The organism is Sphingomonas sp. Leaf25 (assembly GCF_001421635.1).
Classification (GTDB): Bacteria; Pseudomonadota; Alphaproteobacteria; order Sphingomonadales; family Sphingomonadaceae; genus Sphingomonas.
Genome location: NZ_LMKU01000033.1, coordinates 40,599 through 59,859 on the forward strand (window position 1 = coordinate 40,599; position 19,261 = coordinate 59,859).

Consider the following 19,261-nt stretch of genomic DNA (forward strand, 5'->3'; position numbering starts at 1 on the left):
CCGCCTTGAACCAGCCTCTAACCCCTAGCGTCCCCTGCGGCGCTGGCTTAGGAAGCTCGGCCATATCCCATTCGTGAAGAAGGCAAGCGCCATGGCTGGCAGCGTCAACAAAGTGATCCTCGTAGGCAATCTGGGCCGCGACCCCGAATCGCGGTCGTTCCAGAACGGCGGCAAGGTGGTGAACCTGCGCATCGCCACGTCGGAATCGTGGAAGGATCGCAACAGCGGCGAGAAGAAGGAAAAGACCGAATGGCATTCGGTCGCGATCTTCAACGAAGGCCTCGCCAACGTCGCCGAACGCTTTCTGCGCAAGGGCAGCAAGGTCTATATCGAAGGCCAGCTCCAGACGCGGAAATGGCAGGACCAGCAGGGTCAGGACAAATATTCGACCGAGATCGTGCTGCAGGGGTTCAACTCGGTGCTGACGATGCTCGACGGCCCCGGCGGCGGTCAGGGTGGCGGCGGTGGTGGCCGCAGCGGCGGCGGCGACTTTGGCGGCGGTGATGATTTCGGTGGCGGATCGTCGGGCGGTGGTCAGGGCGGCGCATCGCGCGGCGGCGGCTTCAATTCGGGCGGCAACAAGGGCGGTGGTTTTTCGGGCGGGTTCGGCGATGATCTCGACGACGACGTGCCGTTCTGAGCGCACCCGCTCCTACCCCCGCTTGAGGACGAACGTCGTCACCGAGCGGGGGTCGGCGACCGGCGTGATCCGGTCGGCGGCCGCATTGCGCCGGGCATCGGTCACGATCCGCCGCGTCAGGCGATAGCCGCCGGCGGCGGGCGCAAGCGTGAGGCGGCGTGACAGCACCCCGCCGTTGACGTGGACGATCACCAGCGTGGCGCCATCGCCCGAAAGGGCGGCGACACTGTCGGGATCGTCGACCGGCACCAGGCGATAGCCGGGGCGGATATGGCGGCTGAAATTGGCCATCGCCCAATATTTGCGGGTGATGCGGATCGCGTCTGGCCCCGGTGCGGCGGCGGTCAGGTCCATCTTGACGATGCCCCAGTTCGATCCGGGCTGGCCGTCCCGCGCACTCCGGTTTTCCACCGCCTGCCAGAATACCCATGCGGCGGGTTCCAGCCGGCGCAGATCGCCCACGACATGCTCGGCAAAGGCCAGCGCGGTCGCGACGTCGTCGACCTGCTCCGGCGTCTTTTCCAGCGCCATGTCGTGTTCGCTCATCCACAGGCGAATGCCCGAAGCACGCGCGATGTCGCGCACCCCGGTCTGATGGACGGTGCCATAGCTGTGGACGTTGAGCTGGCCGATCCGTGCCCGGGTGGCGGCGGGATAGGCGGCCCAGTCGGCGAGGAAGAGGTGCGAGTTCGTCTCGTCGGGCGCGGCGACGACGGTGGTCAGGCCGCGTGCCTTCAGCGCCGCATCGCTCGCGTCGATCATTGCCGCCTGCCGCGCGGGCGACCAGTGCGCGCCTTCCTGCGTGTTGGCGGCGAACCAGTAATCGGTATTCGGCTCGTTGACCGGTGAAAGCGTGCGGAAGGCGATGCGGTGGCGGCGTTGCAGTTCGTCGACGACGCGCGCCAGATAGGCGGCGAACGCGCCTTCCTGTCCCGCGCGCAGATTGTCGTCGGTGCCGCTCGTCGCACCCGATACCCGGCCGCTGACCGTCATGAACCATGGCGGCGAGTTCGAGAACGCCTCGAACAGCGGGGCGTCGACCCGGCGGCGAATCGCATCGAGCCACCAGCGTTGCGCGGCATCGGCGCTCCAGTCCCACATCGCCGGATCGTCGGCGCGCCATGCGCTGCGGGCGTCGACCCCGGCCGGCACGCGCCAGAAACCGGGCACCGCTCCACCGGTCCGCAGATAGGGCGGCGTATCGGGCGCGTTGCCGCCGCCGATATTATAGCGTGCGATCGTCCAGCCGAGTCCATCTGCACCGTAGAACAGATCGGCCAGCCGCTCGCGCGTCGCATCGGGATAGGCCCCGGTCACATTGGCGAACCACGCGAGCGCGGTGCCCCAGCCCTCGAAGGTCGTGCCGGGCCGGTCGGTCGCGATGCGCAGCATCACCGGAACCGATTCGCCATGGCCGGCAGCCACGTAAGCGTCTTGCGCGGCGACACCGCCGGGCAGGATCAACGCGAGCGGGAGAAGCCAGCGCAGCCGTGCCTTTAGGCCAGTCATTCGGTTCCTCCCCTTTTGCGGCTTCGGCGTTGCATCGCCGGTTCAACCGTATATTGTCATACAAAACATCGTTTCCGGGGAGATGCAAGACATGATGGGCAAGCTGTTGTTGGGCGTGGGCATGATGGCGCTGGCGATGCCGGCGTGGGGACAGGCACCGCGGGTCGAACCGGTCCAGGTCGATCCCGGCCGTCCCGACTGGGAAAATCCGGCGGTCTACGCGCGCGGCAAGCTGCCCGCCCGCGCGACCGGCTTCGCCTATGAGAGCCGCGAGCGCGCGCTTGCCGGGCATCGTACCCAATCGGCGCGCTTCCTGTCGCTGGACGGCGACTGGGCGTTCGCGTTCAGCCCATCGGTCGACGGCGCGCCCAAGGGGTTCGAGTCGCCCAGCTATGACGTGTCGCGGTGGAAGACGATTCCGGTGCCGGCGATGTGGCAGGCGCAGGGCCATGGCCAGCCCAAGTACAACAATATCACCTATCCCTTTCCCGCCAACCGGCCGCTGGTGCCGCACGATACGAACGAGACGGGATCGTACCGCCGCGACTTCACCCTGCCCGACGGGTGGCGCGGGGACGACGTGATCCTGCACATCGGCGCGGCGGGATCGGCGTATCGCGTGTGGGTCAACGGGCGCGAGGTCGGCTATTCGGAGGACAGCAAGCTGCCGTCCGAATTCGACGTGACCCGCTTCGTCAAACCGGGGCGCAACATGGTGGCGGTGCAGGTGATCCGCTGGTCCGACGGATCGTATCTGGAGGATCAGGATTTCTGGCGCGTGTCGGGGATCGAGCGCGAGGTCGTTCTGGCGGCGGTCCCCAAAACGCGGATCGACGACGTGTTCGTCCATGCCGGGCTCGACCGCAGCTTCCGCGACGGGCGACTGGCGGTCGATCTGGCCGTGACCGGTGCGGCGGCGGCGCGGGCGCGTGTCGTGCTGCTCGACGGGACCCGCGAACTCCTGTCGCGCGAGGCGGCGGTGCCGGCCGGGGCCGCGCGCAAGCTGACGATCGCCGCCGACGTGCCGGGCGTGCGCCCGTGGAGCGCGGAGACGCCCGACCTCTACACGCTGCTGGTCGAACTGCTCGACGGGTCGGGGCGGGTGATCCAGTCGACCCCGCAGAAGATCGGTTTCCGCGACGTGGCGATGATCGGCGGGCGGGTGAGCGTCAACGGCCGGCCGATCGTCCTGCGCGGCGTCAACCGCCACGAGCATGACCCCGTCACCTTCCACGTCATCTCGCTCGAATCGATGCGGCGCGACATCGAACTGATGAAGCGCAACAATATCAACGCGGTGCGCACCTCGCACTATCCCAACGATCCGCGCTTCTATGCGCTGGCCGACGAAATGGGCCTCTATGTCATGGACGAGGCCAATATCGAGAGCCATGCCTATATGGACTATGCCAACAAGCATCCCGAACTGCGGTCGAAATTGCAGATCGGCTTCGATCCGGCGTGGGAAGGCGCGCATGTCAGCCGCGTGATGAACATGGTCGAGCGCGACAAGAATCACCCGTCGGTGATCTTCTGGTCGCTCGGCAACGAAGCGGGCATCGGCCCCAATTTCGAAAAGGCAGCCGCCTCGATCCGCGCGCGCGATCCCGGGCGGCTGATCTCCTATCTCGGCTGGGGCACGCTCGACTGGGACCATCAGCCCAATCCCTATGTCGACATCTATGCGCCGATGTACGACGACGTCGAGAAGATGGTCGACTGGGCCAAGGACCCGACCCGCACGCAACCGATGATCCAGTGCGAATATGCCCATATGCAGGGCAATTCGGGTGGCAATTTCAAGGAATATTGGGACACGATCTACGCGCACCCGAACAAGTTGCAGGGTGGCTTCATCTGGGACTGGGTCGACCAGTCGATGTTCCGCACGACCCGCGACGGCAAGCGTTACTGGGGCGATGGCGGCGAATATGGTCCCAATCCGGGCGGTGACATCGAATTCGGCGACGGGCTGAACCAGCCCGACCGCACCCCCAACCCGCATCTCTACGAAGTGCAGAAGGTGCTCTCGCCGATCCAGTTCGAGCGGTTCGATCCCGCGACCGGGCAGGTCACGGTGCGCAACCGGCATGATTTCCGCGACCTGTCGGGCTTCGCGTTCGACTGGGTACTCGAAGCCGACGGCGTGGCCGTGGCGACCGGTGCGTTGCCGCCGATGACCACGGCGGCGGGCGCGACGCAGACGATCACGCTGCCGCTACCCAAGGTCGCACGCAAACCCGGCGCGGAAGTTTTCGTGACGGTGCGCGCCAGGGCAAGGGCCAACGCGATCCCGCTGGTGCCGGCCGACCATGTCGTCGGCTGGGAACAGTTCGCCGTCGCCCGGTCGGGCGAACGCGCGCACGTCGCCACGAGCGCGACCGTGCAGGACAGCGTGCAGGCGGTCAGCCTGAGCGCGGGCGGCGATACGCTGACGATCGACCGGGCGACCGGGCTGGCGCGGCTGACGCGCGGCGGCACGTTGCTGGCCAGCGGGGGGGCGCCGAATTTCTGGCGGGCGGAAACCGATAACGACACGCTGACCGGCACCGCGCGCCAGCAGGAGCCGTGGCGGGCGATGAGCGCCGAGCGGCAGGTGCGCGCGATCACCGTCGTCCGGCGCCCGAACGGCGGCGCGACGGTGACGGTCGACCATGCACTGGGCGCGGGCGCGGCGCGGTTCGTCACCACCTATGCGATGGAGGCGATGGGCGAAGTCGCGGTGTCGGGCGAACTCACCCCGCTGAAAAGCGACCTGCCGCCGCCGGTCCGCGTCGGGCTGATGTGGTCGTTGCCGACGACGATGACCACGGTCGAATGGTATGGTCGCGGACCGCATGAAAGCTATGTCGATCGCAGGACCAGCGCACCGATCGGCCTGTGGCGCGGGCAAATCGCCGAACAGAACCATGATTACATGCGGCCACAGGATACCGGCAACAAGACCGACGTGCGCTGGATGGAATTGTCGGGCGGCGGACAGGGGCTGCGGATCGAGGGCGACGGCCCGCTGATGATGCAGGCATTGGCGTTTCCCTACAGCGATCTCTATCGCCGGCCGGAGGGCACGTGGAAGTCGAGCGACATCGTGCCGCATGACCAGGTATCGCTGATCGTCGATGCCGGGCAATGGGGCGTCGGCGGCGATACCGCGTGGAACTGGGTCGGCCAGCCGCACATGCAGTATCGCACGAAGCTGGAGCCGATCCGCGTCGCCTTCCGCTTCAAGCCGTTCGCGGGCGAGGGGACGACGCCCGACAAGGCGCGGCCGGCGCGCGCGACCGAGGTGCAGTGATGCGCGCGCTGGCGGCGCTGGCGGCGGTGGTGGCGGGGGGCCTGTCGCTCGCCGCCGCCGCGCCCGAACCCCGTTTCGATGCGGCGCACGCGGGCAATCCGCTGCTGCCGGGCTATTTCGCCGATCCCTCGATCGTGCGCGACGGCAACCGCTGGTATATCTTCGCCACGATCGATCCATGGGGCGGCGATGCGCTGGGACTGTGGACATCCGACAACGGTCGCGACTGGCGCTTCTCCACGCCGAACTGGCCGACGAGGGCCGCCGCGACGAGCCCGACGTCGAGCGATGCCAAGGTCTGGGCACCGTCGGTGGTCAAGGCGGCGAACGGGCGCTGGTACATGTACGTCTCGGTCGGGAGCGAGGTGTGGGTGGGCAGCGCGGCGTCGCCCGCCGGGCCATGGGCCGATGCCAATGGCGGCAAGCCGCTGATCGGCCGCGATTTCGACCGGCGCTATCACATGATCGATGCCGAGGCGTTCATCGATACCGACGGGCAGGCGTATCTCTATTGGGGATCGGGGCTGAACTGGGTCAACGGGCACTGTTTCGTGGTGAAGCTGAAGCCCGACATGGTCCGCTTCGACGGGCCGGTGCGCGACGTCACCCCGCCGAATTATTTCGAAGGGCCGTTCATGATGCGGCAGGGGAAGCATTATGTGCTGAGCTATAGCGACGGCAAGACGACCGAAGACACCTACAAGGTCCGCTATGCGATCGGCGATACCCCGTTCGGCCCGTTCCGCGAAGGGCCGGGCAGCCCGATCCTGTCGACCGACGCCGCACGCAACGTCATCAGCCCCGGCCACCACGCGATCTTCCGCTCGGGACGACAGGCGTATATTCTGTATCATCGTCACGGCCTGCCGTTCCTGCCCTCGGGCGATGCGGTGCTGCGGCAGGTGGCGATCGACCCGATCCGGCTGAACGACGACGGCACGATCGCGCGGGTGGTGCCGGGGCATGGCGGACCGGTGCGGGGGTTCGCCGCGCGGCGCGCTCAGGGCCTGCCATGGCGCGCCAGCGGGCAGGGCCGCGATACGCTGCACGGTCCCGAACGTGCCGGCGACGATAACTATGCGACCGGCTGGATACCGGCCACCGCCATGCCGCCGCGGATCGTCGCCGATCTGGGCACGGCGAAGCCGGTGGGCGAGAGCAGCCTGCGGATGGGCTTCCCGGTCCAGTCCCATGCGCTGACGATCGAGGGATCGGCGGACGGCAAGCGCTGGACACGGCTGGCCGGCGAGAGTGCGGCGAGCGGATCGCCGATCGTCCTGCGCCATGCGGCACGGACGCGCTACCTGCGGCTTACCGTTCCGCAGGATGCGACGCTGCTGGAGTGGACGATCCGCTGAGCGCCGGTCCGCGTTACAGGCGCGGGCCGGCGACCGCCGCCTTGGGCTTGGCCGGCGCGGCCTCCAGCAGCCGGAGGAGCGCCGGGGTGCGGGTGTCGCGCCGGGCATAGTCGCGCGCCGACAGGCCGGCGATCACATCGGCTTGATCGGGGTTGGCGCCCGCCGCCACCAGCGTGCGGACCATGTCGGGATTACGCAACTGCACCGCGCGGATGAGCGGCGTCTCGCCGCTCGAATTGCCCAGATTGAGGTTCGCCTTGCGCGCCGCCAGCGCGTCGACCGCCTCGACCGAGCCTGATTCGACCGCATAGATCGCCGCCGTGTTGCCGCGATTGTCCTGCAGATTGGGGTTCGCCCCTTTCGCCAGCAGGAAGCGCAGATAGGTCAGGTTGCCGCTCTTGGCGACGATGTGCAGCGCGCCTTCGCCGGTCGAACGGTCCTTGGTGTTGATGATCGTCTGTCCGGGCTGGCCCAGAATGTCGTTCACCTTGTTGCCGTCCTCGTCGCGCACCGCTTTCAGGAAGCTGTAGCCCGGCGACGTCTGCTGGCCCTGCGCGGCGGCGGGCAGCAGCAATGCCGCGGCGAGCAGGACACGGATCGGCTTCATTCCAAATACTCCCCGGCGGACACACGCATGGCTTGCATGGAATCGCCTATCAGATCATGGGCAACAACACCATGAACAGCTATCTGCGAACCGTCGGTCCCGCGCTCGCGCTGCTGCTTGCCGCATGCGGCGGCGGCGAGCAACCGGCCGAGACGCCGCCGCTGGCGGGCGCGCGGATCGGCGGGCCGTTCGTGCTGACCGACGGGCAGGGGCGGGTGGTGCGCGACACCGACTTCGCCGGCAAATGGCGCATCGTGTATTTCGGCTATACCTATTGCCCCGACGTCTGCCCGGTCGATCTCCAGACGATCGCGGCGGGGTTGAAGGCGTTCGAGGCCGACGAGCCCGAGCGTGGCGACAAGGTCGTGCCGATCTTCATCACCGTCGATCCCGAACGCGATACGCCCGCCGTCGTCGGCAAATATGTCGCCGCCTTCCACCCGCGCATGGTCGGGCTGACCGGATCGGCGCAGGCGATCGCCGACGCGGCACGCGCCTACGGCGTCACCTATGCCAAGTCGCAGCCGCCCGGTGCGTCGGAATATCTGATGGACCACAGCCGCACGGCGGTGCTGATGGACCCGCAGGGCCGCCCGGTGGCGCTGCTGCCGCAGGACGAGGATGCGGCGGCGGTCGCGAAGGAGCTGGCGAAGTGGGTGCGATGACCGGCCGCTTCTGGGACGATCTGCCCCTTGCGCAACTCGACCGCGCGCAATGGGAGGCGCTGTGCGACGGCTGCGGCAAATGCTGCCTGCACAAGCTGGAGGACGAGGACACCGGCGAGGTCCATGCGACCAACGTCGCGTGCAAGCTGCTCGACCGGCGGATGGGCCAGTGCAGCGATTATCGCCACCGCCATGCCTATGTCCCCGAATGCGTGCGGCTGAACGCGCGCAACGTCGCCAAGATCGAATGGCTGCCCTCGACCTGCGCCTATCGCCTGCGCGCCAATGGCGAGACGCTGCCCGACTGGCATTATCTGAACAGCGGCGACCGCGAGAGCGTGCATGCCGCCGGCCAGTCGACGCGCGGCTGGACCGTCAGCGAGGTCGACGTGGGCGATATGGAGGATCACCTGACCGACCGCGTGCTGTGATCGACGGGGTCGAGGTCGTCCGCCATCCGCGCGCCCGGGTCGCGCGGCTGTCGGTCGATCCGGCCACGGGGCGGGTACGCCTCACGGTGCCCAGACGCATGGCGCTGGCCAAGGTGGTGGCATGGGCCGGCGAAAAGGCCGAATGGATCGCGGCGCAGCGGGCGAAGCTGCCGCAGGGCCGGCCGTTCGTCGATGGCGCGGTCGTGCCGGTGGCCGGACGCGACGTCCGGCTGGTGTGGGATGCGGGCGCATCGCGGACGCCGGTCCTCCGTCCTTCCGGCGAAGGCGGGGATGACGAGGCAGCTCTGGTCTGTGGCGGTCCCGCCGAAGCCTTCGCCACCCGCATCGAACGCTGGCTGCGGCGCGAGGCGCTGCGCCTGCTTGCCGAGGACACTGCGCACTATGCCGCGAAGGCCGGCGTCACCGTCGCGCAGGTCGCGGTCGCCGATCCCAGGGCGCGCTGGGGCAGTTGCAGTTCGACCGGCGCGATCCGCTATAGCTGGCGGTTGCTGCTCGCCCCCATCTCCGTCCGCCGCGCGACCGTGGCGCATGAGGTGGCGCACCGTGTCCACATGCACCACGGCCCCGCGTTCCACGCGCTGGTCGCCGAGCTGTTCGAGGGCGATCCCGATGACGCCCGGCGCTGGCTGCGCGCATCCGGCGCGGCGCTTCACTGGTACGGGCGCGACTCTTCCTCATAAGGGCGGTCGGGCGCGCGCCGTTCGGGCGGCGGCGCGCGGCGCGGCGGCGGTGCCGCCTCGCGCGGACCGCGTCCCAACGCGCGGTCGATCCAGTCCTGATCGAGCTGTTCGTCGGGCACGCGCTGCACCTGCGGCTGCTGTTCGGCCGGATCGACCTCGTCGCCCTCCTGCGGTGCCGGCTGCTGCTGCGGCGCGGGCACCGGGTTGCCGTTTTCGTCGACATAGACCTGATCGTCGGGCTGGCCGTAATAGCTCTCGGCGTCCGGCTCCTCCTGCCATTCGGGCAGCGTCACCTTGGTGTCGAACTGCTCGACCGGGCGGCTGGCCACCGCCTGTCGCATGAACGCGGCAAAGGCGCGCGCCGGGGCGGTGCCGCCCTGCAACCCGCTGACCGTCTTGGCATCGTCGCGGCCCATCCACACGCCGGTGGTGATCCCCGACGAGAAGCCCATGAACCAGCCGTCCTTGTTCGAACTGGTCGTGCCGGTCTTGCCCGCCACCGGGCGGCCGATCTGGGCGGCGCGGCCGCTGCCGGTATTCACCGCCGTCTGGAGCAGGTCGGTCATCTGCTGCGCGACATAGGGCGCGACGAGCACGCGCGAACTGTCGACCTGATGCTGGTAGATTACCGATCCATTGGCGGTGACGCGGGTGATGCCATAGGGGACCACCGCCGTCCCGCCGGAGGCGACCGAGGCATAGGCGCGCGTCATGTCGATCAGCCGCACGTCCGACGTGCCCAGCACCATCGCCGGCCGCGTATCGACCGGCGTGGTGATGCCGAAGCGCCGCGCCATGTCGGCGACGGTGCCGAAGCCCACCTGCTGCCCCAGCCGCGCGGCGACCGTGTTCAGCGAATAGGCGAAGGCGGTGCGCATCGACACCTGCCCGCTGAACCGGCGCGAGCTGTTGCGCGGGCTCCATCCGTCGATGGTGATCGGCGCGTCCTGCACCTGGCTGTCGGGGTTCATCCCCGCTTCCAGCGCGGCGAGATAGACGAAGAGCTTGAACGACGACCCCGGCTGGCGCGTCGCCTGCGTCGCGCGGTTGTAGATCGACGAGACATAGTCCTTGCCGCCGACCATCGCCCGCACCGCCCCGTCGCGGTCGAGCGCGACCAGCGCCCCCTGCGTCCCCGCCGGGGCATTGGCGCGGATCGCGGTATCAGCGCTCGTCTGCATGCCCGGATCGAGCGTGGTCCACACGTCGAGCGGTGCCTCGGTCTCGTCGATCAGCGTTTCGAGCTGTGGCAGCGCCCAGTCGGTGAAATAGCGCACGCTGTTCTGCTGCGGCCCCGGCGACAGCTTGATCGCCTGCGGATCGGCATCGGCTGCCTCGCTCGCGCTGATCGCCCCGGTTTCCTGCATCAGTTGCAGCACCACGCCGGCGCGGCCCACCGCCGCCTCGGCATCGGCGGTCGGCGAATAGCGCGACGGCGCCTTGACCAGCCCGGCGATGACCGCCGCCTCGGACAGCGACAACCGGTTGCCCGGATGGTTGAAGAACCGGCGCGACGCGGCATCGATGCCATACGCCCCGCCGCCGAAATACACCTTGTTGAGATAGAGTTCGAGAATCTGGTTCTTGCTGAACTTGCGCTCGATCGCGAGTGCCAGGATGATCTCGCGGAACTTGCGGCCGACCGTATAGCTGTTCGACAGGAAGATCGTGCGCGCGACCTGTTGCGTGATCGTCGATGCGCCTTGCAGGCGGCGGCCGGTGCCGCGCGTCTCGATCGCGAATTTGGTGATGCGCGCGATCGCCACCGGATCGACGCCCCAGTGCGAGCGGAAGCGCCGGTCCTCGACCGCGACCATCGCGTCGCGCATCACGTCCGGTATCTCGCTGTAGGGGATCCATTCGCCATAGCTCGGCCCCAGCGACACGAGGATCGTGCCGTCGGCGGCGCGCACCCGGATCATCTGGCCGTTGGGCGAGGATTTGAGCTGGTCGAAGCTCGGCAGGTTCGCCTTGGCGTTATAGACCGCCACGACGAGCGCGATCACCGCCACCAGCGTCAGGACGACACCGGTGCCGATTACCCAGCGCAGGACGCGCCGCCAGCGGGGCTTTGCGGCGGACCGCTTGCGAGAGCGTTCGGAGGAGCGTGCCATGAAGATGTGCCGGATACCGCGCGGGTGCCCTGGGGCACAAGCCCCGGGGCACCCGCGCTTCAGGAAAGTCGGGCGCTGTAGCGGCGGATGGCTGAACGCAGCGTGACGATCATTGTGGCGGATCGATCCGGGTCCAGCCCGCCAGCCGGTGGACGAGGCCGGGAAACACGCCGCCCAGCAACAGCGCGCTCCCGCGCCGTTCGGCGACATGGCGCAGCATCCCCGCCACCCCGAGCGGCCGGCGCAGCGCGCGCGCCAGATCGCGCTGATAGACTTCCGCCGTACCACCGCCCAGCGCGACCTGTGCCGCGCGGATGCCGCTGCGGATCGCGATGCCCATGCCTTCGCCCGCCAGCGAGGGGATGACCCCCGCCTGATCGCCCAGCCGATAGACGCCGGGGGTCGTCCGCGCGGTGCGCCAGCCATAGGGCACGTTGGCGATCGCATCGATCTGCTGCTCCGCGCCAAGATGGGCGAGCCGTTCGCCGAGCGCCGGTGCCTCGGCGGCGAGCGCGTCGAGCAGCGCGGGCAGGCTCCCCGCCGCCTGCAACCGCGACCGGCGCACCGCCATGCACACGTTGGCGCTGCCGTCCTCCTGCAACACGATCCCGGCATAGCCGCCGGCGAAAGGATGCAGTTCGATCGCATCGCCGATCATCCGCGCCAGCGCGGGCGACGCGGCCAGCCGGACGCGCACCCCCATCGCCGGATCGGCATCGCGCGGGGCGGGGCGGGCCAGACCGCGCAGGTCGTGCTTGCCAGTGGCGAGGAACAGGCTGTCGCCGGCCACCGCGGCGCCATCGGCGGTATGCAGCACCCGCTGATCGGCGGAGCGGATCGCCACGCCGCGCTCGACGGCCGCGCCCAGCGCCTCGGCATGGGCGAGCAGCAGCGAATCGAGCCGGCGGCGCGACAGGCCGATCGCCGGCGCGGGGAGCGATGCCTCGGCCACCCGTCCGGCGGCATGGATAGTGATTCGGCGCACGACATGGCCGCCCAGCGTCGCTGCCTCGACGCCGACCGATTCGAGCGATTGCAGCGTGCGCCACGACAGGAACCCGCCACACAGCGCGTCTTGCACCTCGCGCGCGCGTTCGATCACCAAGGGGCGCAGGCCGCTGCGCGCGAGCAGCGCCGCCGTGACCGCGCCGGCCGGGCCGCCGCCCGCGATCAGCGCCGGCGTTCGACGCATAGCCGGAACGGAAAACGGCGGACGACCCGCGCGCCCCGCACCCCCGCCGCGTCGAGCAGCGGCGGCCATTCATCGGGACGATACGACCGCGCGATCGACAGCGTGCCATCGGCGCGGACGATCGGGTGCCAGCGCAATATCCAGGCGAGCAGCGGATAGCCGCGATGCGCGAAGCGGTGGCGGTGGAGGTCATTGACCAGCCAGCCGCGTGCCGCCTCCGCCTCCATGAAGCGCAGGAAGGCGATCAACTGGTCCCGCGTCATATGATGCGCGACGAGGCTCGAGACGATCACGTCGAACCCTGCGCCCGCCAGATCGGCATAGTCGCCGGTGCGATAAGTGATCGGCAGACCAGCCGGGGTATCGGCGCGGGCGACGGTTTCGCTACGCGGGTTAAGGTCGATGCCGACCAGTTCCGCCCGCACCCCGCGTCGCTTCGCCCAGCGCGCGATCCGGCGCAGCATGTCGCCATCGCCGAAGCCGACGTCGAGCAGCTTCAGCTGGTCGCCCCTGCCCGCCAGCGAATCAAGAAAGCCAAGCGTCGGGCGCGCCGCCATCGTCACCGTGTTCACCCGCGCCAGATCGCGCAGCACGGCGGCATAGACGGCGGGATCGAGCGCGGGATCGTCCATCGCCTCTTCGGCGTGGACGCGCGGGAAGCTCATGCCGCGCTCCGAAAGCCGAAACCCTCGGCGGCGAGGCCCGGACCGAAGGCGAGCGCGATGCCATTGTCGACACGCGGCCCGGCCAGCATCGATGCCAGCACGAACATCAGCGTCGCCGACGACATGTTGCCGTTCGCCGCCAGCACTCCGCGTGACACGGCGAGCGAATCGGGCGGCAGCGACAGGCTGCGCTCGACCGCGTCGAGGATCGATCGCCCGCCGGCATGGACCGCCCAGCCGTCGACCGCCGCCAGCGACCGCCCGCCGGTGGCGGCGGCGGCGAACGCCGGATCGGTCAGCGCGGTGGCGATCCGCCCCGGCACCTCGCCCGACAGGTGCATCGCGAAGCCCGCGTCGGTGATGTCCCAGCGGATCAGCGCCGCCGAATCGGGCAGCGTCGCGGCGAACGGCGTGTCGATCGCATAGCCTTGCGCCTCACCGCTCACCAACGCCGCCGCCGCGCCGTCGCCGAACTGGAGCATGGCGAGCAGCGGTTCGAGGTCGGTGGCGGGCTGCAGGTGCAGCGTCGACAGTTCGACCGTGACCACCAGCACCCGTGCGTCGGGGTCGGACCGGACGATATGGCGCGCGCTGCGCAGCGCGGCGACGGCGGCATAGCATCCCATGAACCCGACCAGCAGCCGTTCGACGCTGGGGGCAAGGCCGATCTGCGCGGCGACGATCTGGTCGATGCCCGGTGCTACGAAGCCGGTGCAACTGGCGACCACCAGATGGGTGACGCCGCTCAGATCGATCTGTTCGCGCAAGGCCTCGATCGCGGCGATGGCCAATATCGGTGCCGAATCGGCATAGATCCGCATCCGTGCCGCCGTGCCGGGCATGGCATCGGCATAGAAACCGCCTGCACCCACCGGCGATCCGCCGTCTTCGCTTGCCGGCAATACCGACCAGCGATGGCCGATGCCGGCACGATCGACCATCCGGTCGAACAACCGCACCGCGCGCGCATCCAGCCGCTCGCGCGCCCAGCCAATGAAAGCGGAATGAATGTCGTGGCCGGGCACGGCGGTGCCGATGGCGTTCAACCATGCGGTGGTGGGGGTGGCGGGCATCATCGGCTCAACGCATGATCCACCGGAAAGTCATTTTTGCACCGCAACATTTCAGCGGGGCGGGAAAGCTCAGTCCTTCCACGCCCACCACAGTTGCGCCGGCGGCATGTTCCACCATTCCATGTCGTGATCGATCCGGGCGAACTGCCGGTCGAGGAAGTCGCGCACGCGCGGATTGAACTGATAGACGAGGAACGCCCCTCCGCTGCGCAGTACCGCGCGCGTCGCGGCGGCGATCGCATCGCCGACACCGGGCGGCAGCGTGGAAAAGGGCAGCCCCGACAGCACGTAATCAGCATGGGCATGGCCGTGATCGGCGACGATCGCCTCGACGTCGGCGGCCGAGCCATGCACCGCCGAGAAGCGCGAATCGAGGATCGTCGCGTTCAGATAATCGATGAAATCGGGATTGGTGTCGATCACGATCAACTGCGCATCGGGCGCCAGCCTTTCGAGGATCGGGCGACAGAAGGTGCCGACGCCCGGACCATATTCGACGACGACCTTGGCGTTCGCCCAGTCGATCGGCCCCAGCATCTTGCGGATCAGCTTGTTCGACGACGGGATCACCGAGCCGACCATCACCGGATGCTTGACGAACCCGCGCAGGAAAATGCCGGCCGGCGAAGGGACACCGCGCGGCTTCCGTCGTGTCGCGGTGCTGGAACTCGTCGTCATGGAAATCCTCGAAGGATGGCGCTGGCGCACCCGTGGTCACGTCGTCGTCGCAAAAGCGCAACGAACATGCAAGCCGAACGGTTGCGGGGGTCGCGTTCGGTGCGGTGGGTAGAGCATGCCGCCCATCCGTCCGGGTGGTCCATCCGTCCGACCTGCGCCGGACGGATGGACCGGATCCTCACCCCTTCGGCCCGCGCCCCTCGACCATGCCCGGCGCGATGAAGCCGATCGGCTGGATCGCGATCGCGTCCTGCTTTAGCCGGGCGGACATGGCGCGATATTCCGCTTCCATCTCCGCCGTCACCGAGGCGCGCGATTCGCCCAGTGCCGCGTCGAAATGCGCCATCGTCACCTCGCGCGTGTCGAGCCCGTCGCGCAGCGCGAACAGGCCGGCGCGCCGCACGACATCCTCCAGATCGGCACCGGTGAACCGGTCGGTGCGCTTCGCGACCGCGTCCAGATCGACATCGGCGGCCAGCGGCATCTTCTGCGTCTGGATGTTCAGGATCCGCGCCCGGCCCGCCGCATCGGGCACGCCGACATAGACCAGCTCGTCGAACCGGCCGGGGCGCAGCAGCGCCGGATCGACCAGATTGGGCCGGTTGGTCGCGCCGATCACCACCACCGACTGGAGTTCCTCCAGCCCGTCCATCTCGGCGAGGATGGTGTTGACCACCCGCGCCGTCACCTCCGGCTCGCCCATCCCGCCGCCGCGCGCGGGCACCAGCGAATCGAGTTCGTCGATGAAGATCACCGTCGGTGCGACCTGTCGTGCGCGGGCGAACAGCCGGGCGATCTGCTGTTCGCTCTCGCCATACCATTTGGACAGCAGGTCGCTCGACTTGGTGGCGATGAAATTCGCCTCCGCCTCGCGCGCCACCGCCTTGGCCAGCAGCGTCTTGCCGGTGCCGGGCGGACCATAGAGCAGGAACCCCTTGGCCGGGCGGATGCCGAGGCGGCGGAACGATTCAGGGCTTTTGAGCGGCAGCTCGACGCCTTCCTTCAACCGCATCTGCGCATCGTCGAGCCCGCCGACATCGTTCCAGCGGACGGTCGGCGCCTGCACCATCACCTCACGCATCGCGCTCGGCTGCACCCGTTTCAACGCCTCGACGAAATCCTCGCGCGTCACCGACAGGCTGTCGAGCACCTCCTGCGGGATCGTGCCCGCCGACAGGTCGATGCGCGGCATGATCCGCCGTACCGCATCGATCGCCGCCTCGCGGGTCAGCGCCGCCAGATCGGCGCCGACGAAGCCATAGGTGGTGCGCGACAGCTCGTTCAGCTCGACATCGTCCGCCAGCGGCATGCCGCGGGTATGGATGCCCAAGATCTCGCGCCGGCCGCGCTCGTCGGGCACGCCGACCACGATCTCGCGGTCGAACCGGCCGGGCCGGCGCAACGCCTCGTCGATCGCCTCGGGCCGGTTGGTTGCGGCGATGACGACGATGTTGGCGCGCGATTCCAGCCCGTCCATCAGCGTCAGCAACTGCGCGACCAGCCGCTTCTCGGCCTCGCCCGACACTTGGCCCCGCTTGGGCGCGATCGAATCGATCTCGTCGATGAACACGATCGAGGGCGATGCCTTGGTCGCTTGCTCGAACACTTCGCGCAGGCGCTTTTCCGATTCGCCATACGCCGATCCCATGATCTCGGGACCGTTGATGAGGAAGAATTCCGCATCCGATTCATTGGCGACCGCGCGGGCAAGCCGCGTCTTGCCGGTGCCGGGCGGCCCATGCAGCAACACCCCCTTGGGCGGATCGACGCCGAGGCGCTGGAACAATTCGGGGTAGCGCAGCGGCAACTCGACCATCTCGCGCAACTGGTCGATCGTCTGGCCCATGCCGCCGATGTCGTCATAGGTGACGTCGGCGCGCCGTGCCTCGCGCGGTTCCTCATATTCGGCGCGCAGTTCGATCTCGGTCGATTCGTCGATGTGGACCACGCCCTTGGGCTGGGCCGAGACAACGAGCAGGCGGATTTCCTGCAACGAGAATGCCGGCGCGTTGACGTAGCGGCGGACACCGGGCGACAGATTGTCGACCCGTTGGTGCCCGGTCGTCGCGACGATGTCGCCCTGGCACAGCGGCCGGCCGAAGAACGTGCGTTTCAGCGCGTTGGCCGACCCCTGCAACCGCAGATTCTGTTGTGCAGGCGCGAACACCACCCGGGTCGCGGCGCGTGATTCGGCCTTGCGCACCTCTACCTGATCGCCCGAACCGACCCCGGCATTGGCGCGCTGCAACCCGTCGATACGGACGATGTCGAGCCCTTCGTCCTCCGGATAGGGGGCGACCGCGCGCGCCGGCGTCGTCTTCTTGCCGACGATCTCGACGACATCGCCCTCGGCGACGCCAAGGATCGCCATGACCGACCGGGGCAGGTGGGCGATGCCGCGTCCACTATCCTCGGGCCGTGCGTTCGCGACCTGCAACCGCCGCCCGCCCGTTTCGCTGTCTGCCATCCAGTCCACCTCGGTTCACGTCGAAAGCGACGAAAGGCGAAGATGGGGCGCGGGTTGCCGGCAACAAGACGAAAAAAAAGGCCGATCGAAAATCGACCGGCCGGAAAGTTTTAGGAGAGGATGCCTGAAAGGCACCCCCTATGTGCAGTGCAGCGCATTATTGTGCAAGTGCGAACAGATCAATTCATATTGCAAATTTTGCAATCGCATGCGTTCAAGAAGTTGCGTTGGAACGCGGAGCGGTGCAGCCTGTGCCGCAGTGCAACCAGAGTAGGATGGGTCGGATGCGTCGGCTTCCCCCGCTGACTGCCATTGAGGCATTTGTTCACGTCGCGCGGCTCGGCTCGGTGAAGCTCGCCGCCGACGAACTGGCGCTGTCGTCGCCCGCGCTCAGCCGGCGGGTGCAGGCGCTCGAGCGATTCATCGGCAAGCCGTTGTTCGAACGGCGGCATCAGGCGCTGCGCCTGAACGACGATGGCGAGCGGTTGCTGGCGTTGCTGTCGGGCGCGCTCGATACGCTGAGCGACGCGGTCGAACAGATGTCGGGCGCGGTCGAGGTGCTGCGGCTGCGCTTGGGCGTGCTGCCGCTGTTCGCGATCCAGCGGCTGATGCCGCGCATGGGCGACCTGAAGGAACGCCATCCCGAACTGCACCTCGATTTCGATACCGCGCACCATGGGCTGGGGCGGCTGGGCGAGGGGCTCGACGTCGCGATCGTGCTCGATCATGCGATCGATCCGGCACTCTATGCGCGGCGGCTCGACCGCAACCGGGTCTATGCCATCGCCGGGCGCGCGTTGATCGAGCGGTCGCCGATCACCGATCCGGCGCAATTGTCGCAGCATACCGCGTTGATCCACCGCGACATGCCCGATACCTTCGCCGACTGGATGCACGCCGTCGGGTTGCCCGACCTCGAACCCGCCGCGATCGACCGATTCGATTCGGGCACGCTGATGCTGGAGGCGGCGGCGCAGGGGCTGGGCGTCGCCTTCATGCTCGAATCACATTTCGAAACGGCGCGCGACGACCGGCTGGTGCCGTTGTTCGACCGGGCGGTCGATTCGACCTACAGCCACTGGTTCGTCTGCCGCCCGCGCCTGTTGCAGCAGCGGCCGGTGAAGCTGTTCCACGACTGGCTGGTGCAGGCGCTGGACGCCCCGGCGGAGTAGGGCTGGCCTCCGCCTCCATCCGTCATTCCGGCGCAGGCCGGAATCCATTGTGTCGGGTGGTATCGATCAATCGTAACCGTCCCCCATCCATGGATTCCGGCCTGCGCCGGAATGACGGATGGGGGGACGCGAAAGCCTTACGCTTCCGACCGCGCGGTCACGATCTTGCCCGGATTGCGCGGCGGCTCGCCCTTGGGCAGCTTGTCGACGGCGTCCATGCCGCTCTCGACCACGCCCCACACGGTGTACTGCCCGTCGAGGAAGGTCGCATCGTCGAGGCAGATGAAGAACTGGCTGTTGGCCGAATTGGGGTCCATCGTCCGCGCCATCGAGCAGACGCCGCGCGCATGTGGTTCCTTGCTGAACTCTTGTTTCAGGTTCGGTTCCTTCGACCCGCCGGTGCCGTCGCCGCGACCGCCGTCGCCGCCCTGCGCCATGAAGCCGTCGATCACGCGGTGGAACACCACGCCGTCGTAGAAGCCCGAATCGGCCAGCTTGACGATGCGCTCGACATGGTTCGGCGCGAGGTCGGGGCGCAGCTTGATGCGCACTTCGCCCGTGTCGAGCGTCATAACGAGCGTGGAGGGGGTATCGGCCATTCAGCTACTCCTTGAAATCGGCGCCCTAGCTAGGGACTGGCAACCGCACTGGCAACCGTACGGGCGTTGGCACGGCGGTGCAGCATGGCTACAGC

16 protein-coding genes are annotated in these 19,261 nt (G+C 68.3%); 7 read left to right on the forward strand and 9 right to left on the reverse strand.

Annotated elements, in window-relative coordinates:
* Positions 1-91 precede the first annotated feature (91 nt).
* Entirely contained in the window at positions 92-640 is a 549-nt protein-coding gene (gene ssb, locus ASE78_RS15225) for a single-stranded DNA-binding protein (RefSeq protein WP_056498260.1), read from the forward strand.
* 12 nt (positions 641-652) lie between these two features.
* Here ssb and ASE78_RS15230 read toward each other — a convergent pair whose 3' ends face one another.
* The gene (locus ASE78_RS15230) at positions 653-2,149 is read right to left on the reverse strand and encodes a glycoside hydrolase (RefSeq protein ID WP_082467259.1); all 1,497 of its coding nucleotides are present in this window, start codon (positions 2,147-2,149) and stop codon (positions 653-655) included.
* A 91-nt stretch (positions 2,150-2,240) separates the two neighbouring features.
* On the opposite strand from ASE78_RS15230, the gene ASE78_RS15235 reads away from it, so the two are divergent.
* Together ASE78_RS15235 and ASE78_RS15240 are read left to right on the forward strand one after the other, a co-directional pair.
* A complete protein-coding gene (locus ASE78_RS15235; RefSeq protein WP_321163100.1) occupies positions 2,241-5,444 on the forward strand; it encodes a glycoside hydrolase family 2 TIM barrel-domain containing protein in 3,204 nt (1,067 codons plus the stop codon).
* Positions 5,444-6,802, forward strand: a complete 1,359-nt coding sequence (locus tag ASE78_RS15240) for a family 43 glycosylhydrolase (RefSeq protein WP_056498262.1) — start codon at positions 5,444-5,446, stop codon at positions 6,800-6,802. The genes ASE78_RS15235 and ASE78_RS15240 overlap by 1 nt, the downstream gene beginning before the upstream one ends.
* 13 nt (positions 6,803-6,815) lie before the next feature.
* Here ASE78_RS15240 and ASE78_RS15245 read toward each other — a convergent pair whose 3' ends face one another.
* Positions 6,816-7,409, reverse strand: a complete 594-nt coding sequence (locus tag ASE78_RS15245) for an ankyrin repeat domain-containing protein (protein ID WP_055762145.1) — start codon at positions 7,407-7,409, stop codon at positions 6,816-6,818.
* 56 nt (positions 7,410-7,465) lie between these two features.
* On the opposite strand from ASE78_RS15245, the gene ASE78_RS15250 reads away from it, so the two are divergent.
* Genes ASE78_RS15250 through ASE78_RS15260 form a run of 3 tightly spaced genes read left to right on the forward strand, consistent with a single transcriptional unit; the run spans position 7,466 to position 9,206 of the window.
* Complete coding sequence (locus tag ASE78_RS15250) at positions 7,466-8,074, forward strand: SCO family protein (protein WP_056499145.1); 609 nt, start codon at positions 7,466-7,468, stop codon at positions 8,072-8,074.
* Complete coding sequence (locus ASE78_RS15255; protein WP_200911086.1) at positions 8,071-8,505, forward strand: YcgN family cysteine cluster protein; 435 nt, start codon at positions 8,071-8,073, stop codon at positions 8,503-8,505. Before ASE78_RS15250 ends, ASE78_RS15255 begins: the two co-directional genes overlap by 4 nt.
* Entirely contained in the window at positions 8,502-9,206 is a 705-nt protein-coding gene (locus ASE78_RS15260) for a M48 family metallopeptidase (RefSeq protein WP_056498267.1), read from the forward strand. The genes ASE78_RS15255 and ASE78_RS15260 overlap by 4 nt, the downstream gene beginning before the upstream one ends.
* On the opposite strand, the gene ASE78_RS15265 is transcribed toward ASE78_RS15260, so the two are convergent.
* From ASE78_RS15265 to ASE78_RS15290, 6 genes are all read right to left on the reverse strand, one after another.
* Positions 9,176-11,320 (reverse strand): transglycosylase domain-containing protein, encoded by a 2,145-nt coding sequence (locus tag ASE78_RS15265; RefSeq protein WP_082448539.1) that lies wholly within the window; start codon positions 11,318-11,320, stop codon positions 9,176-9,178. The two genes, ASE78_RS15260 and ASE78_RS15265, sit on opposite strands and share 31 nt — an antisense overlap.
* A gap of 109 nt (positions 11,321-11,429) precedes the next feature.
* The gene (locus ASE78_RS15270) at positions 11,430-12,512 is read right to left on the reverse strand and encodes an NAD(P)/FAD-dependent oxidoreductase (RefSeq protein ID WP_056498269.1); all 1,083 of its coding nucleotides are present in this window, start codon (positions 12,510-12,512) and stop codon (positions 11,430-11,432) included.
* Entirely contained in the window at positions 12,491-13,177 is a 687-nt protein-coding gene (locus ASE78_RS15275; RefSeq protein ID WP_056498271.1) for a methyltransferase domain-containing protein, read from the reverse strand. The genes ASE78_RS15270 and ASE78_RS15275 overlap by 22 nt, the downstream gene beginning before the upstream one ends.
* On the reverse strand, positions 13,174-14,250 hold the full coding sequence (locus ASE78_RS15280) for a type III polyketide synthase (protein WP_056499148.1): 1,077 nt from the start codon (positions 14,248-14,250) through the stop codon (positions 13,174-13,176). The genes ASE78_RS15275 and ASE78_RS15280 overlap by 4 nt, the downstream gene beginning before the upstream one ends.
* 69 nt (positions 14,251-14,319) lie before the next feature.
* Positions 14,320-14,928 carry a class I SAM-dependent methyltransferase gene (locus ASE78_RS15285; RefSeq protein WP_055762159.1) on the reverse strand — a complete coding sequence of 203 codons (609 nt, stop codon included), beginning with the start codon at positions 14,926-14,928 and terminating at the stop codon, positions 14,320-14,322.
* Positions 14,929-15,106: 178 nt separating this feature from the next.
* Positions 15,107-17,395, reverse strand: a complete 2,289-nt coding sequence (locus tag ASE78_RS15290; RefSeq protein ID WP_056498273.1) for a CDC48 family AAA ATPase — start codon at positions 17,393-17,395, stop codon at positions 15,107-15,109.
* A gap of 284 nt (positions 17,396-17,679) precedes the next feature.
* Between ASE78_RS15290 and ASE78_RS15295 the strand changes: the two genes are divergently transcribed.
* Positions 17,680-18,567 carry a LysR substrate-binding domain-containing protein gene (locus ASE78_RS15295; protein ID WP_056498276.1) on the forward strand — a complete coding sequence of 296 codons (888 nt, stop codon included), beginning with the start codon at positions 17,680-17,682 and terminating at the stop codon, positions 18,565-18,567.
* Positions 18,568-18,704: 137 nt separating this feature from the next.
* Here the strand turns inward: ASE78_RS15295 and ASE78_RS15300 are convergent, their stop codons facing one another.
* Positions 18,705-19,166, reverse strand: a complete 462-nt coding sequence (locus ASE78_RS15300; protein WP_055762168.1) for a peptidylprolyl isomerase — start codon at positions 19,164-19,166, stop codon at positions 18,705-18,707.
* Between the last annotated feature and the right edge of the window lie 95 nt (positions 19,167-19,261).